The following is a 15,792-nucleotide window of genomic DNA, read 5'->3' as shown; positions in this document are numbered from 1 at the left end:
GTATGAAGTGGATAAAAAAATGCTTAATATTTAAAGCTGATGATATAAAAAGTGATTTTATTAAAAGTCATGCTCAGATACCCACCGTATTAGTTTTAGAAGATAGGTTTAGAGTTTATTTTGCTACCCGTCCAAAACCAGGGTTAAGCATGACCACTTATATGGACCTTGATATAAAAGATCCTAAAAAGATACTTTATATACATGATCAACCAATTTTTGAACTTGGTAAAGATGGGATGTATGATGAACATGGTGTTATGCCACAATCAATAGTGAAATATGATGATAAAGTTTGTATGTATATTGGCGGGTGGAGCAGAAGGGAATCAATTCCTTATAGTAATTGGACTGGTCTTGCGGAAAGCTATGATGAAGGAAAAACATTTAAAAAAGTTTTTGAAGGACCTGTTTTTGATAGGACGCCAGTTGAATTGTATTCAGCAACAGGTTTTTATGCAATGAAAGCTAAAAATATGTTGCATGCTTTTTATGCATCGGGCATGGGTTGGATAAAGAAAAACAATAAATATGAAGAAATTTATGTGATTAAAACTGCAACTTCAAAAGATGGAGTAAACTGGTGTAGAGATGGTAAGCAAATTATTCCAACACCCAAAAAATGTTTTCAAGCAACTCACAGACCGTCAGTCATTTATAAGAATGATATTTATCATATGTGGTTCTGTTATAGAGGGGTTGAAGATTTCAGAAATGGCAGAGATGCTTATAGAATTGGTTATGCATGGTCTAAAGATCTTAAAAATTGGAATAGAGATGATGAGAGGGCTGGCATTAATATAAGCAAAGAAGGTTGGGATAGTAAAATGATGGCATATCCTCATGTTGTAGAAACATTATATGGAACGTATATGTTTTATAATGGAAATGGATTCGGGCAGAGTGGTTTTGGTTATGCAGTTTTGGAGGAGTAATGGCTTATTTTAATTTGGCAAACTATTTTTACGATATAGTGTATGGAAATGGTGAAAGAACTCTACTAATCTATGAAGGAAAAAAAATAAGTTATAACGAATTAAATAGTTTATCTAATAGGATTGCTAATTATCTCTTATCTTTTGGGGTAAAACCTCATGATGTAGTAGGAATTTTCAATACAAAAGAAGTTGAAGGATATGCAAGTATGCTGGCATGTCTCAAAATAGGAGCAGCATATACTAATCTAGATGAAGAAAACCCTCCACTTAGACTAGAAAAAATATTAACAACATGTTCTCCTCGACTACTCATAAGTGATCATGTTCCTTCGATATTGATAAAAAATGTTGCTAAGGATATGAATATACATATCGCTGATTTAAGTAATGAAAACTTTTTAAATAGTTTTAATGATAAGAATATTGATATTTCATCAAGAATAACTGGGAATACTATTGCGTATATAATGTTTACTTCAGGAAGTACGGGGAACCCGAAAGGTGTTGCAATCTCTCATAACAATGTTTTAAGCTTTTTGCAATGGAGTATAGATAGATATAGTATTTCAAACGAAGATAGATTTGCTCAAGTCAGCCCCATGTATTTTGATAACTCAGTTTTTGATTTTTATACTGCTATATATAGTGGTGCTTGTTTAGTGCCTATAAAAAAAGAGTTACTCAAGAAACCTCTTGAACTTGTAAAGTTTATTGATGTAAATAAATGTACAATTTGGTTTAGTGTACCTTCATTATTAGTTTATCTACTTACAATGAGAGTTTTAAACGAAAATAGTTTTAAGAACATACGAGTATTTATATTTGGCGGAGAAGGCTTTCCTAAAGGAGAGCTCAAAAAACTTTATTATATTTATAAAGACTGTGCAAGGATTATAAATGTATATGGACCAACTGAAGGAACTTGTATATGCACATCTTACGATATAACAGAAAAAGATTTTGAAGATATGAGTACTCTAGCACCACTTGGAGTAATTAATCCAAATTTTGAATATCTAATAGTAGATGAGAATATACAACTTCTAAACGATGGTGAAAAAGGTGAGCTTTGCTTAGTAGGGCCAAACGTGGCCGCAGGATACTATAATGACATAGAAAGAACAGAGCAAAGTTTTGTGCAAAATCCTTTAGTAAAAACATATAGGGATATTGTCTATAAAACGGGTGATATAGTTTATGAAAAAGATGGAATACTATGGTTTGCTGGTCGTGTGGATAATCAAGTAAAGCATATGGGATATAGGATCGAGTTAGAAGAAATAGAATCCGTTTTAAATAGTTTTGACTATGTTCATCAGTCAGCAGTTCTGTATAATAGAGATCGAGTAAACTATGGAAAAATTATTGCCTTTATAGCAACACAAAAAAATATTTCAGAGTTGGAAATAAAAAATGAGCTTTTTAGTATTTTGCCTAGTTATATGATTCCTAATGTTGTAGTTGTTAAAGATAAGCTCCCTAAAAATGCTAATGGTAAGGTTGATAAGGTGGCTTTAAAGCAGGAGGGCTTCGATGAATATAAATAAAAGAGAGGAGTTTGATATTATAAGTAGGTGGAAAACAAATGATATAATGGTAAGTATATGTTGCATAACCTTTAATCATGAAGAATATATTGGTCAGGCTATCGATAGTTTTTTGATGCAGGAAACAGATTTTCCATTTGAGATAATTATAAGTGATGATTGTTCAACTGATGGTACAGCCGATATAGTTTCTAAATATCAGACTAAATATCCAAATATTATTAAACCAATATTTCAAACTGAAAATCAATTTACTAAAGGTGTGAAGCTATTTACGGATATTACTATGCCTAAGTCAAGGGGTAAATATATAGCATTGTGTGAAGGTGATGACTACTGGATAGATCCTCATAAATTGAAGAAGCAGGTGGATTTTCTTGAACAGAACTTACAATTTATGGGATGTGTCCATAATACAAGATATTTAGAGAATGATTTGGAAACAGATAAGCTAGTGATTGAAAATGTTAAGGAAGAATATACTTTTTTTGATATTATAGATAATTATATTCATACGAGTTCATATTTATTTAGGTATGATTGTCAATATAAAAGAGATATAGATCAGTATTTTAAGTTATATTATGGTGATAGATATCATTTACTTGTTTTTTCAAAGTTTGGACCGGTTAAGTGTATTGATGAGGTAATGTCTGTATATCGGATACATGATATGGGGTTTTGTAGTGGGGCTAATAAAAAAGTTAAATATCTTAGAGAATTAGAGGACTATCTTGCTTATAGTAAAGCTTTTCAGGAACATGAAGACCTTTTTTTAAAGCTTTTCCTGCGATCTTTGTATGGGATGGATAGTGATTATATAGATGCAGTAGTAGGAACTTTCTCTACCAAGTTGGATTATGGAGATGCTATAAAAATAGCTAAATATTTGATGATGTCGATTACGGATAATCAAAAAGTGATTAGTGAATCCTCAGTAAAAATTAAAGAATGTAATGATTATATACAGTATCTAGAGAGTGAAAATAAAGATTTAAGTTTTATAAGATATATGAGAAAAATTATAAAAAAGATTTTCTCTAAATAAAATATTTATATTATAAAGGATTAGTAATGAAAAAGCTAACTGTTTTAATGCTGGCGTATAATGTTGAGAGCTATATTGCAGAATCTATTGAATCTGTATTAATGCAAAAGGTCAATTTTGAATATGAGTTATTAATTATCGATGATAAATCTACAGATGATACATCGAAGATTGCTTTAGAATATAAGCAGAAATATCAAAATATTATAACAGTCCTCAAAAATGATAAAAATCTAAGGGCTCTTGCAACATCGACTAAAGGTTATGAAATAATAAAAACTGATTATTTTTGCGTACTTGACCCAGATGATTATTATGTTGCTGATGATTTTTTACAAAAAGCATTAGATTTCCTAGATAGCAATTTGGACTATACAATTTATACAACAAATTGTGATACATTAGACATAAACACTCAAGAAAGGCATAAATTTATACATTCAGATTATGATAACAAAACTTTTACGATGGATGATTTATTAAATGGAGAAGCTGTTTTTGGTCACACAAGTTCAACTGTATTTAGGAATATAGTTTTTAAGAGCAATCTTCCTCAAAAATTATATAGTGCTGTTGATACATATTCTGAGAAATCTTTTGAAGGCGATAGTTTTAGAAACTTACTTCACTTAAATGAAGGGAAGGGTTTTTTTAGTAATGTGGTAGTAGGAGTTTATCGCATGACACATCAAGGTATATGGACTTCTCTACCTAATGTGAAAAAAGATTTGATACAGTCTCAGCTATATTTTGACATGAGCAATTTTTTTAATGATAAAAAAATATGCGAATTTATGCTTAGAAAATCATATATGTATTTTCAAAAGCTCATATTAAGTTTGATGCAAAACTATTCTTTAAGTTGTAGTACTGATGCTGATATGAATGACTTTAAGATACCTACAGAGTACATTCATTTCAAGCAAATTGATAGCCTTTATAAAGAGTATATTAAGAAAAAAAGCATACTTGTAGATATGGGTGATTGGAATCAAGATCAAATAGATAAAGATAAATCAGCAAAAGAAAAAGAGAAATGTTATACAGATACCATCAATTACTATAAGAGTAGTTTGTCCTGGAAAATTACAAAACCACTAAGAGCAATAAGGAAATTATTACCTTAGTGGCTCTCTCTACTTTCAATATATGGATATAAGATATATAATTTAATTGTTAGATTTTTAAATTTACGCCTTGGTTGAAATAAATTATGGTAAAAACATTATATTTTGATATTAAAGGAGACAGTAGAGGCTCCTTGATTTCAATAGAACAAAACAATAATATACCTTTTGATATAAAAAGAGTTTATTATATATTTGACACTCAAAAAAATGTACGTCGAGGGTTTCATGCCCATAAGAATTTAAAACAAGTTTTAATTTGTGTTTATGGCTGTTGCAAAATACTAGTTGATGATGGTACCTCGAAAGAGAATGTGTTGCTTAACTCGCCGGATAAAGGTTTATTAATATCAGGGCTTGTTTGGCGAGAGATGTTTGACTTTTCAGATGACTGTGTGCTTGTGGTACTAGCTAGTGAACTATATGATGAATCCGACTATATAAGAAATTATGATGATTTTATAAAAGAGATTAATAATGCCTAGTTTTATACACCCATTATCAGACGTTCAGTCACGAGCTATAGGCAACGATACAAAAGTATGGCAATTTGTAGTCATATTATCAGATGCCATAATTGGTGAAAATTGTAATATTTGTTCGCATTGCTTAATAGAAAATGAAGTGTTTATAGGTAATAATGTTACTATAAAGTCTGGGGTGCAAATATGGGATGGCATTACACTAGAAGATAATGTCTTCATTGGGCCTAATGTGACATTTACAAATGACAAAACCCCTCGCTCAAAGCAGTATCTTAATAACTGGTCAAAAACGACAATTAAAAAAGGAGCCTCTATAGGCGCTAATAGCACGATATTGCCAGGCATCACAATTGGTGAAAATGCTATGATAGGAGCAGGCTCAGTTGTTACTAAAAATGTTCCAGCAAATGAGATTTGGATAGGAAATCCAGCTAAGTTTTATAAGAAGGTTTAGAGTATATGATTAATTTCTTAGATTTAAAAAAAATAAATGGTCTATATGAACAAGAATTAAAAAATGCTTGTGCAAGGGTTATTGATAGTGGCTGGTATATTCGTGGTAATGAATGTGAAGTTTTTGAAAGAGAGTTTGCGAAGTATTGTGGCACTAAGTATGCTGTAGGTGTTGCAAATGGTTTAGATGCCTTGATCCTTATTATCAGAGCATATAAAGAATTAGGTGTCTTCAAGTATGGTGATGAAATTGTAGTGCCTGCGAATACCTATATTGCGAGCATTTTGGCTATATCTGCTAATGATATGGTGCCTGTGTTAGTAGAGCCTAATTTAGATCACTACCTCTTAGATACAGATAGAATTGAATCAGCTATCACAGTTAAGACAGTAGCTATAATGCCAGTACACCTGTATGGACAGGCTTGTCAAATGGACAAAATAAACTCTCTCGCTAAAAAATACAATTTAAAAGTTATTGAAGATTCTGCTCAATCACATGGAGCATACTTTGCAGATAAAAAATGTGGTAATCTTGGTGATGCTAGCGGTTTTAGTTTTTATCCTGGTAAAAACCTTGGAGCTCTAGGTGATGCAGGAGCAGTGACAACTAATGATAAAAAGCTAGCAGAGACAATCTCAGCTTTAGCAAACTACGGTAGCCATGAGAAGTATAGAAATCTTTATAAAGGTACTAATAGTCGCTTAGATGAGATACAGGCAGCTATGCTGAGAGTTAAGTTAAAATATCTTGAGAGAGATATAGAATATCGTAGGGCAATAGCAGATTTTTATACTAAAAATATTAGTAATCCTAAAATTATACTTCCTATTCAAAATTCACAACTAAACATTAAAAATTATCGAAATCATGTTTGGCACTTATATGTGATTAGAACTGATAATAGAGATGAGCTACAAAAGTATTTACTAGAAAATGAGGTTCAGACCGTTATACACTATCCTATTGCCCCACATTGCCAAGATGCGTATAAGGAGTTGGCAAATAATAGTTATCCTATTAGTGAGCAGATTCATAAGCAAGTTTTGAGTTTGCCAGTTGGACAACACCTGAGCTTAGATGATGTTACAAAAGTTGTTAAAATTATAAATAGTTATGGTTGTGCATGATGATGAATTCGAAAAAATTAGTTTCGTTCTGTTGTCTTTCATATAATCATGAAAAATTTATTCGTAAATGTATGCGAAGCATATGGTCACAAGAGTACAAAAACATAGAAATTATCGTTCTAGATGATGGATCTTCAGATGGCAGCTTAAGAGTCATAAATGAGTGTAAGAACGAATCACCATGCAGTTTTAATATAATTACACAGGAAAATTCTGGTGGTAAAGTTGGGAGTAACTTTAATAAACTTATTAACGCTTCTTCTGGTGATTTTCTATTTTTCATATCAACTGACGATGAGGCTGTATCAGACTCAGTCTCATCTAAAGTAGAATTATTTGAGTCAGATGAAAATCTAGCCTTTACTCTTAATACATATATCGAAACTATTGATGAAAATAGTAATGTTATAGATAAGCCATATATCCATAAAGAATATGTAAGAATATCTAGCATAAATGAATTACTTGAACTTGAATTTAATGCTCTTGGATCTTTTTATATACAAGGAGGTCTTTTTAAAAAATCAGTTATTGATGACATTGGTGGCTTTGATGATGATTTGATAGGTGACGATATAATATTAAGAACCAAGCTATTTAAGCATATAATAAACCAAGCTCCTACACTTAGCTTCAAACTTATTGATACAGTTGGTGTTCGCTATAGAATGCACGATACTAATATACATAAAAACTCTTTAAGACAATCTATACTCATACACGAATGGTTTATGAGATATTTTAAAGATAGAATTCCTAATAAAACTATGTTAGTTTGGCTAAATCATGCTTATGCATATACTGTTAACAATAATCTATTAGAAGATGCAAAAAAACTTATTTCAATACTTATTGATTATCTACCTTACTTTGATCAAGAAGAAAAGAAAAAGATAACAGTAAACTTTTTTAATAGTGCTAAGGTTAGAGCATACCAGTTGAATAAAACTTTGGATTTAAATAAGGAGTTTGTTCTCAAAATACTTGGTGATATGATGATAGAGAAAAATAATAATCTTTATATTGAAGAGTCTCAAGTTCAGTGGTTTATAGAGTATTTATTAGATAGGAGCTATAAATCTGAACTAACGCTAGATAAGATATATAAATCTTTTAGTTGGAGATTAACGAAACCTATAAGATTCTTAGCAAAAATATTTAAGAAATTTAGTTGAAGTATCTCTTTTCAGGGCTTAAAGCTATGTTGGTGCTAAAAAAATATTTAAAAAAATATTTTAATTTAATAACAAGAATCAAATCAAAACTTAGATTATTAAAAAAACTTCATTATACACACATTAAATTTAATAGAAATAAAGAAACTATTATAGTGTTTTCACAATATTATTTAAAAAATAACGCTAGTTATAACTATATAGAAAATATTGAGACAATATTAAATGAAAAGTATAATGTCATTCGATACATTTATGAAAATGATTATAATATTCAAACACATGGGTATTCATTTTTAATTGTTAAGTATGACAATAAAACAGAAAAAAAACAATTACTGTCTCACATACATAAAAAATACAATGTCAAAATCCTAGTATTATGTTCGATAGATAGTTCAATATTAGAGGTGGCATGCAGCCTAAATCTAGCAACTTTATTAATTAGTGACTTTAGTGATGCTAATTATAATATTGTTGATATTCAAAAAAGTGTCATAATGTCTGATAAGGTTATATTACCTGACGCCGCAATATTTAATAAGCTACTAAAACAAATAGAGAATCTTGTTCCGTGTCCTAGTCTTGTAAGTAATATTCATGCTGATTGCTTAGAATTATTTCATAAAAAAATAAAATATGAAGAAGCACTTAGCAAAATCTTCTTAAAACATATATCAGATTCAATATTAATAAATTCAGAAAATATTGAAATACAAAGTTTTTTAGTCAGCTCAGATGTTTTTGATACTGATTTTATGAATATTATAAGTTCTAAAAGTCAGTCTGCATACTATTATATAAAAACTCAAAGAAAAGGATTCTATAAAGCATGTCCAAACCCTGCTCCAGGATTTTCTACATCCATCTGGATATGTGGAAATGAGGCTAAAGGCCTTGTACCATTGTACAAGTCTATTAAGAATGGTTATGAAACTACACACAGGTGCATGATATTGGGCTCGAACCATCTAACTGAAACCCAAAAAAGAAGTTTTAAAAATAAGAAAATAGCTATACATTTGCATTTGTATTACACAGACCTAGCCAAAGAGTTTTGTGAGTATTTTAAAAATATTTCTGTGAGTTATGATTTATATATAACTACGACAAGCTCTGTTAATAATCCTGATATTAAAGAGGCTTTTTTGGAGTGTGGTGCTGAAAATATAGAAGTTTTTAATGTTGAAAATCGAGGGAGAGATATTGCTCCTTTAATTTTTGATCTAAAGGATGAGATTATTGGTGGAAAATATGAAATTGTTGGTCATTTTCACAGTAAAAAGTCTGTTGCGATAGATGGTAATGTTGGTGATAAATGGCGAAAATACTTATTGGATAGTTTAATTGGAAACAACACAATATTTACTAACTCAGTGTTAGAACTATTTAACAATGAAAATACAGGTCTAATTTTTCCTGAGCCTAAAGATTTTATAGATATCGGAGCTAATAAAGAGTATATAAACTCATTGTGTGAAATATTAAAAATAAAAAAAATAAATCAAACACCTATATTTCCAGTAGGAAATATGTATTGGGCGAGAGTTGATGCTATCAGAGATTTGTTTTATTTGGAAAAAGAAAAGGTTATACAGAACGAACCTTTACCTACTGATGGTAGCTATATGCACGCAATAGAAAGAATCATGCCACATATAGCTCATAAAAATAACTACTCATTTGTCACAGTGTATAAAAAAGATATTATAAACTGATAAAATACTTGCTATATTATAATAAGTTATACTAGTATTTTTGACGTGATTTATGAGTAGTATTCGATATAGAAGTGATATAGATGGTTTGAGGGCTTTTGCTGTACTGTCAGTAGTCTTATATCATTTAGAAGCTAGTTGGATTAAATCAGGTTTCCTTGGTGTAGACATATTCTTTGTTATATCAGGTTTTTTGATAACAAAGATTATTGTCAGAGATTTACAAGATAGTACATTTTCTATCAAGAATTTCTATCTAAGAAGAGTACGAAGAATTCTACCAGCTCTGATTTTTGTATTAGTTTTTTCAAGTTTTTTTGCATGGTTAATACTTCTACCACAGGACTTATTAAACTATGCTAAATCAATGCTAAGTGCAATTGTTTCTGTTTCAAACCTCTTCTTTTTTAAAACATTAAACTTTGGTTATTTTGCAACAGACTCATCTACTATACCACTATTACATACATGGTCGTTAGGTGTTGAAGAACAGTTCTATATTGCCTGGCCGGTAATTTTGATTATTTTATTTAAACTAAGCACATCTTCCAAGAAGTATTTATTAACTATTACATCACTGCTTATTATTGTTTCAATAGCAATATTTTTTTATAAACATTTTCCAAAGTTCTACTATATGCCTATTAATCGAGGATTCGAACTGCTATTCGGCTGTTTTTTAGCTATTAGTTTGAATAATAGAGAACAGAAATCACCAAATAAAACTCTTTTGGACATATATTCATTGGTGTCATTAATACTTATGGCAATTCCGATATTTTTGGTATCAGTAAGCTATTCAAGCTTTTGGATGATAGTAACTTGTTTGGGAGCCATGTTATTTATATATTCAGGAAGTCTTGGTTATATTCCATTTATTAATAGACTATTTTCAATAAAACCTTTTGTAGCCATAGGGGTTATCTCATATTCTTTGTACTTATGGCATTGGCCGATAATAGCTTATTTAAATTATTTAAGTATTACTATTACTGTAGATATTGCTACTGTTGTAATTATTTTAAGCATTATATTAGCAACTATATCTTATTTATTTGTAGAGAAACCTTTTAGACATAAATTTAAACTTAGTTTTTTAAAGAGTTTGATTCTTTTATGGATTATTCCTTTAGTTGTATCAATATGCTTTTATACAGCATCTAAGCACCAAGGTTTTGGTTTTAATCAAAGTTTTTATATGGATCAAAATCAATTAACCTTTTCTTATGGTTTTAGTGATTTTGATAATAATCATTGCTTTTTGCAAGCTGAGTCTACCACATTTAAATCTATAGATTTACCAGCTAAAGATTTGTGTATTATAGGAAGCCATAGTTATAAGAACACAGATATTCTTTTTATTGGAGATTCACATGCGAGATCAGAATACCCCATGCTTTCTATTTGGTTGAAGAGTGCTGGTCTGTCTGCCTATGCTATAACACAAAGGTCAACGCCATTTTTATATGGAATGAATGATAATGAGCAAGGAATATCAAAACTTGATAGAAATGTAGCTATAAAAAAATTAATCGAAACAAGATTTTATAAATATATAATATTAGGTGGTGCATGGAGTTCTCCCGCATATTCTGGCTTTATAGAGCTTTTGGATAAGTCAATTGATATAATAGTCAAAAGTGGGGCTCAACCAATTCTTATACTTGATACACCATACTTGCCGGAGAGGTTGAATAATTTATGTCATCTTAGTAATTCAGAGATATTAAAATATTTTAATCTAGCTAATTGTTCAATCAAAAGATCATATGTTGATCAATCTGAGCATAAGTTTCATACTTTGTTAAAGCTTTTATTAGTTAAGTATCCGACACTGCGAGTCATAAATCCTAAAAAGGCTATATGCAATAGCAAAGAATGCCAAATATCCATAGAAGGTGTGCCTATGTATGCTGATAATCAGCATATGAATTATATTGGATCAAAATTGTTAGGAGAGTTGTATTTAAAAGAGTTCGGTAATCCATTAATAGCAATTATAAAAAAACTGATTAAAATTTAGAGATGTAAAGGAGTAATTTTGAACTCAAAGAAATCAACGTGTAATGCAAATGTTCGTTACTGCGATAATTATCCACTGGTAAGTATCTGTTGTACAGCATATAACCAAGAGAAATATATTGAAAAGGCTTTAGAGGGGTTTTTATCTCAAGAAACAGATTTTCCATTTGAAATAATTATAAGTGATGATTGCTCAACTGATAGGACTACAGAAATACTTAATAATTATCTTGAGCAATATCCAAATATTATTAGATTAGTTTATCAGCAACAAAATCAATACTCAAAAGGAGCTTTACCTATAAGAGACTTTATTTTACCTGTCGTTAGAGGTAAATATATAGCATTGTGTGAAGGAGATGATTATTGGACAGATTCTACCAAATTACAGCTGCAAGTTGATTTTTTGGAGCATAATCCTGAATTCATGGGCTGTGGTCATAATACAAGATTTTTAATCAATGGAGAATTGACAGATAGATTATTTGTGGATTCTAGCAATAAAAAAGATAGTTATAAATTCGATGATTTTATAGATTCTGCCTATTTTCATACGACATCTTTAGTTTTTAGATACGATGCACTTAAGAGTCAAATTAATGAATACCTTGCTAAATATTCATCTGTTAAACGTAATGATGTATATATGTTGTTGGTATTTTCAAAATTTGGGCCAATAAAGTATATAGATAAAATCATGTCTGTCTATAGAATGAATGACGGCGGTATATGGAGTGGTGCAGATGAACAAGCACGGCTAATTATGTTTTTGCACGGTTGTGTAGATTTTAGCTATATCTTTGGTGATGAGTATAAAGATAAATTTCTTTATTCATTCATCAATACATTAAGTGAAAGTATTAATGTTACTACTTCAGATTTCATGTCAGAAGTATTAAAAGAATTCTCAATAAGAGATTTTAAAACTATTATAAAGAGTTTTGCAAAATTTAAAAAAAGAGATAATGATACTATTAAAGAGTGTAGTGATTATATAGATTTTCTTGAAAAACAGGTAAATGATAATAGTTTTAAGTCAATGTTAATAAGGCTATTAAAATTAAGAGGAATTTACAATTTTTTCAGAAGGAAAGCTTAAGTATTACTTAATGCCGATAAAATAGTCTTTAGATTTTATTTCTGTTATAATTTCGTTAAGATTAAATCATAAAATTGTTATTAAATGGTTTCATATATAAAAGAGTTTTATAGGTTCTTAAAGCACCTCAGGAATAATTATAAACTTTTACTTATACTGGCATATAATGATTTTAGAGAAGAATATTTAGGTTCCTATTTAGGTATTATTTGGGCCATCATAAGACCATCAGCTTTTATTTTTGTTATTTGGCTTGTTTTTACCTATGGAATTAAGCCTGGTGCTGGAATAACTAGCTCATCTATGATTTTGTTCTTACTTACAGGTATGGTTCCATGGTTTTTCTTTTCTGAAGCACTTGTGAAAAGCTGTAATTCAATAGTCGAGAATGAGTTCTTAGTAAAAAAGGTGGCCTTTAGTGTAAATATTTTACCTCTTGTTAGTATATTATCATGCCTGATAATTCATTTAATATTGCTATCATTGGTGATACTGGTTGTTATTTTAAGTGGATATTATCCTGATCTGTATTGGTTACAAATACCTTTCTATGTGTTTTGTAGTATTATGCTATTACTAGGTTTAGGATGGCTTACATCAGCTATTAGAGTTTTTGTCAAAGATATAGGCGAAGTGGTTGGTTTAATTGTTCAGTTTGGTTTTTGGTTTACGCCAGTATTTTGGTCTCCAGATAAAGTGCCCGAAAGATTTCGATTTATTCTAGATTTAAATCCTATGGCATACATTATTCAAGGGTTTAGAGATTCTTTAATAAATAAAGTATGGTTTTGGGATCATGGCATTGCAACTATTATCTTTATTATTATGTTATCGTTTATTTTGTTTTTAGGAGCTTTGGCCTTTAAGAGGCTTACTCCACATTTCGGAGATGTCATCTAATGAAGAAAGGTATAGCAATAAAGTTAGATAATGTATCAAAATACTACAAGATTTATGATAGAGCTAGAGATAGGGTTAAAGAGGCGTTTAGCCCATTTCGGAAAAAGTATTATAAAGAATTTTGTGCTGTAAAGGATATAAACCTTGAAATAAAAAAAGGAGAGGTTCTCGGAATTTTTGGTTTAAATGGTGCTGGGAAGTCAACTTTGTTAAAAATGATAGCAGGAGTCGTAACCCCAAGTAAAGGTCGTGTAGTCACACATGGACATATCAATGCGATGCTTGAGTTAACAGGTAGTCTAAATCCAGAACTTACCGGTAGGCAAAATATAGACTTTAATTTAAGTTTAAATGGTGTTGCTGATAGTGAGAAGCCACAAGTAATTAAAAGTATAATTGATTTTGCTGAAATTGGAGATCACTTAGATCAGCCGGTCAAAAGTTATAGTAGTGGTATGGGAGCTAGATTAGGTTTTGGCATTGCTACATCTACTAAACCAGAAATATTAATTGTAGATGAGGTTTTAGCTGTAGGTGATGTAGTTTTCCAAAATAAATGTTTTATTAAAATTAGAGAGTTATTAAAGGGCGAGACTACTGTAGTTTTTGTGTCACACAACATCTCTTTGATGATAGAATTTTGTAATAGAGCGATTCTACTATATGATAGAGAAATTCTATTTGATGGTCCATCAAGAGAGATTGCCCATTATTATCAAAAAATATTGTTCAGTAATGATAGAAATATGACTATAGCGGAATTAAAAGGTCTTCCTATAGAATTGGCATATAAATCTGATAAAAGTAGCATCTCGTCTAATATTAATAATGAGAATGTTATTGTTGGCCAGCTCTCTATTTATGACACTGAAGGTGTGGAAACTAGCTTTTTAGAAACTGGCTGTATTTATGATATTGTAATTCATATTAAATTCAAGAAAAATTATGAGAAAGTTAGGCTTAAGCTTAATGCATCTGATATAACAGGTAAACAGCTTAACTTTCTAGATTCTGTTGCGGAAAGTTTGATATCTAATATTTATGAGCATGATTCATATGTATTTAGAACATCCTTTAAGAATATAGTATTTATCGGAAAATACTCTATCAAGTTGGAAATTTTAGATATAACTGATAAGCGTTATTCTGTAAATTTGTTAGATCATGAGCTTGAAATAAGGTTTGAATCAGGGATTATAGGTATGGAGCCTCTAGTAAATATAGATAAGATAGAAGCTGATATTAATAAGGTTGAGAGTAGGAAATGAAATTCTCTATAGTAACAGTATCATACAATTCTGAGAAATATATTGAAGAGACCATCTTGAGTGTGATCACTCAAAGGGGTAATTTTGATATTGAATATATTCTTGTAGATGGTAAATCAAAAGATAGTACTTGTGATATTATCCAAAAGTATGTCGATAAACATAACAAAGGCGAATTAGACATATTTTGTCATAGTCTCGATATCAAGTTTATATGTGAGAAAGATGATGGCATGTATGATGCTTTATCAAAGGGGTTGTCGATAGTAACTGGTGATATAGTTGCATATATAAATTCGGATGATTTTTATCTACCAAATGCTTTTAAAGCGATAGCTGCTGAGATGAAAAAGCATGGCGAAAAAGCACAGTGGATAAATGCTAAAAATACCTGGTACAACAAGTATGGTATTATTGAAAACTCAATGTTACCACTTGTGCCATCGAGAAAGAGAATACTAAAAGGTATCTATGGTACGAGTTTGCCATCGATACAACAAGAGTCAACTTTCTGGACAAAAGCATTACAAGATAAAATGGATATGAAAAAGTTTGCTGAGTATAAACTAGCTGGCGACTTTTTTATGTGGCACGAGTTTGCAAAACATGCAAATTTACATATATGTAATAGTAATGTTTCGGGCTTTAGACATCATGAAACTAACAAAAGCCATGATCTAAGCGGTTATATGAATGAGTTTTATGATATTGTTGGCGGCAAGCCAAGAAAGAATATTTTTGATCTGTGGCATATATTTATGTATAAGTTTTATGTCAAATATACTTCAGACAATATGATTAGAAGACATAATGAGTATGTTAGAATATTCAGACATATAGGTTATAAGCTTAGTGAAAAGCTAGGTAAGAAAAGTCACTAA

At 30.2% G+C, this 15,792-nt stretch carries 14 protein-coding genes; all 14 read left to right on the top strand.

What is annotated here, in order from left to right; translation table 11 throughout:
• Window positions 1-2: 2 nt before the first annotated feature.
• The 14 genes from FNO12_RS07400 (at window position 3) to FNO12_RS07335 (ending at window position 15,792) form a co-directional block, all read left to right on the top strand.
• A complete protein-coding gene (locus FNO12_RS07400) occupies window positions 3-935 on the top strand; it encodes a glycoside hydrolase family protein (RefSeq protein ID WP_014714836.1) in 933 nt (310 codons plus the stop codon).
• On the top strand, window positions 935-2,485 hold the full coding sequence (locus FNO12_RS07395) for an amino acid adenylation domain-containing protein (RefSeq protein ID WP_014714837.1): 1,551 nt from the start codon (window positions 935-937) through the stop codon (window positions 2,483-2,485). The genes FNO12_RS07400 and FNO12_RS07395 overlap by 1 nt, the downstream gene beginning before the upstream one ends.
• Complete coding sequence (locus FNO12_RS07390; protein ID WP_014714838.1) at window positions 2,472-3,533, top strand: glycosyltransferase family 2 protein; 1,062 nt, start codon at window positions 2,472-2,474, stop codon at window positions 3,531-3,533. Before FNO12_RS07395 ends, FNO12_RS07390 begins: the two co-directional genes overlap by 14 nt.
• 26 nt (window positions 3,534-3,559) lie before the next feature.
• Window positions 3,560-4,660 carry a glycosyltransferase family 2 protein gene (locus FNO12_RS07385; RefSeq protein WP_030005722.1) on the top strand — a complete coding sequence of 367 codons (1,101 nt, stop codon included), beginning with the start codon at window positions 3,560-3,562 and terminating at the stop codon, window positions 4,658-4,660.
• Between the two features lie 86 nt (window positions 4,661-4,746).
• Window positions 4,747-5,145: a sugar 3,4-ketoisomerase gene (locus FNO12_RS07380; RefSeq protein ID WP_030005721.1), complete on the top strand. Its 399-nt coding sequence runs from the start codon at window positions 4,747-4,749 to the stop codon at window positions 5,143-5,145.
• The gene (locus FNO12_RS07375; RefSeq protein ID WP_014714842.1) at window positions 5,138-5,599 is read left to right on the top strand and encodes an acyltransferase; all 462 of its coding nucleotides are present in this window, start codon (window positions 5,138-5,140) and stop codon (window positions 5,597-5,599) included. Before FNO12_RS07380 ends, FNO12_RS07375 begins: the two co-directional genes overlap by 8 nt.
• Window positions 5,600-5,604: 5 nt before the next feature.
• Window positions 5,605-6,729, top strand: coding sequence for a DegT/DnrJ/EryC1/StrS family aminotransferase (locus FNO12_RS07370; RefSeq protein WP_014714843.1), 1,125 nt, complete (start codon window positions 5,605-5,607; stop codon window positions 6,727-6,729).
• Window positions 6,726-7,904: a glycosyltransferase family A protein gene (locus FNO12_RS07365; RefSeq protein WP_030005720.1), complete on the top strand. Its 1,179-nt coding sequence runs from the start codon at window positions 6,726-6,728 to the stop codon at window positions 7,902-7,904. Before FNO12_RS07370 ends, FNO12_RS07365 begins: the two co-directional genes overlap by 4 nt.
• Window positions 7,905-8,059: 155 nt before the next feature.
• Entirely contained in the window at window positions 8,060-9,622 is a 1,563-nt protein-coding gene (locus FNO12_RS07360) for a rhamnan synthesis F family protein (protein WP_030005719.1), read from the top strand.
• A 52-nt stretch (window positions 9,623-9,674) separates the two neighbouring features.
• The gene (locus FNO12_RS07355) at window positions 9,675-11,645 is read left to right on the top strand and encodes an acyltransferase family protein (protein WP_030005718.1); all 1,971 of its coding nucleotides are present in this window, start codon (window positions 9,675-9,677) and stop codon (window positions 11,643-11,645) included.
• Window positions 11,646-11,663: 18 nt separating this feature from the next.
• Window positions 11,664-12,743, top strand: coding sequence for a glycosyltransferase family 2 protein (locus FNO12_RS07350; protein WP_030005717.1), 1,080 nt, complete (start codon window positions 11,664-11,666; stop codon window positions 12,741-12,743).
• An 84-nt stretch (window positions 12,744-12,827) separates the two neighbouring features.
• The gene (locus tag FNO12_RS07345) at window positions 12,828-13,643 is read left to right on the top strand and encodes an ABC transporter permease (RefSeq protein ID WP_014714848.1); all 816 of its coding nucleotides are present in this window, start codon (window positions 12,828-12,830) and stop codon (window positions 13,641-13,643) included.
• On the top strand, window positions 13,643-14,911 hold the full coding sequence (locus tag FNO12_RS07340; RefSeq protein WP_014714849.1) for an ABC transporter ATP-binding protein: 1,269 nt from the start codon (window positions 13,643-13,645) through the stop codon (window positions 14,909-14,911). The genes FNO12_RS07345 and FNO12_RS07340 overlap by 1 nt, the downstream gene beginning before the upstream one ends.
• A complete protein-coding gene (locus FNO12_RS07335) occupies window positions 14,908-15,792 on the top strand; it encodes a glycosyltransferase (protein WP_030005716.1) in 885 nt (294 codons plus the stop codon). The genes FNO12_RS07340 and FNO12_RS07335 overlap by 4 nt, the downstream gene beginning before the upstream one ends.

The sequence above is a fragment of the Francisella orientalis FNO12 genome, assembly GCF_001042525.2.
Classification (GTDB): Bacteria; Pseudomonadota; Gammaproteobacteria; order Francisellales; family Francisellaceae; genus Francisella; species Francisella orientalis.
Note: the sequence above shows the minus strand (reverse complement) of the source record. Positions and strands in the feature narration are given on the sequence as shown.

What these genes read in the sequence shown, in the direction of transcription:
- FNO12_RS07390 (WP_014714838.1), top strand. Translation starts at nt 2,472, where the DNA reads ATGAATATAAATAAAAGAGAGGAGTTTGATATTATAAGTAGGTGGAAA.
- FNO12_RS07380 (WP_030005721.1), top strand. Translation starts at nt 4,747, where the DNA reads ATGGTAAAAACATTATATTTTGATATTAAAGGAGACAGTAGAGGCTCC.
- FNO12_RS07340 (WP_014714849.1), top strand. Translation starts at nt 13,643, where the DNA reads ATGAAGAAAGGTATAGCAATAAAGTTAGATAATGTATCAAAATACTAC.
- FNO12_RS07395 (WP_014714837.1), top strand. Translation starts at nt 935, where the DNA reads ATGGCTTATTTTAATTTGGCAAACTATTTTTACGATATAGTGTATGGA.
- FNO12_RS07400 (WP_014714836.1), top strand. Translation starts at nt 3, where the DNA reads ATGAAGTGGATAAAAAAATGCTTAATATTTAAAGCTGATGATATAAAA.
- FNO12_RS07370 (WP_014714843.1), top strand. Translation starts at nt 5,605, where the DNA reads ATGATTAATTTCTTAGATTTAAAAAAAATAAATGGTCTATATGAACAA.
- FNO12_RS07365 (WP_030005720.1), top strand. Translation starts at nt 6,726, where the DNA reads ATGATGATGAATTCGAAAAAATTAGTTTCGTTCTGTTGTCTTTCATAT.
- FNO12_RS07335 (WP_030005716.1), top strand. Translation starts at nt 14,908, where the DNA reads ATGAAATTCTCTATAGTAACAGTATCATACAATTCTGAGAAATATATT.
- FNO12_RS07355 (WP_030005718.1), top strand. Translation starts at nt 9,675, where the DNA reads ATGAGTAGTATTCGATATAGAAGTGATATAGATGGTTTGAGGGCTTTT.
- FNO12_RS07385 (WP_030005722.1), top strand. Translation starts at nt 3,560, where the DNA reads ATGAAAAAGCTAACTGTTTTAATGCTGGCGTATAATGTTGAGAGCTAT.
- FNO12_RS07375 (WP_014714842.1), top strand. Translation starts at nt 5,138, where the DNA reads ATGCCTAGTTTTATACACCCATTATCAGACGTTCAGTCACGAGCTATA.
- FNO12_RS07345 (WP_014714848.1), top strand. Translation starts at nt 12,828, where the DNA reads ATGGTTTCATATATAAAAGAGTTTTATAGGTTCTTAAAGCACCTCAGG.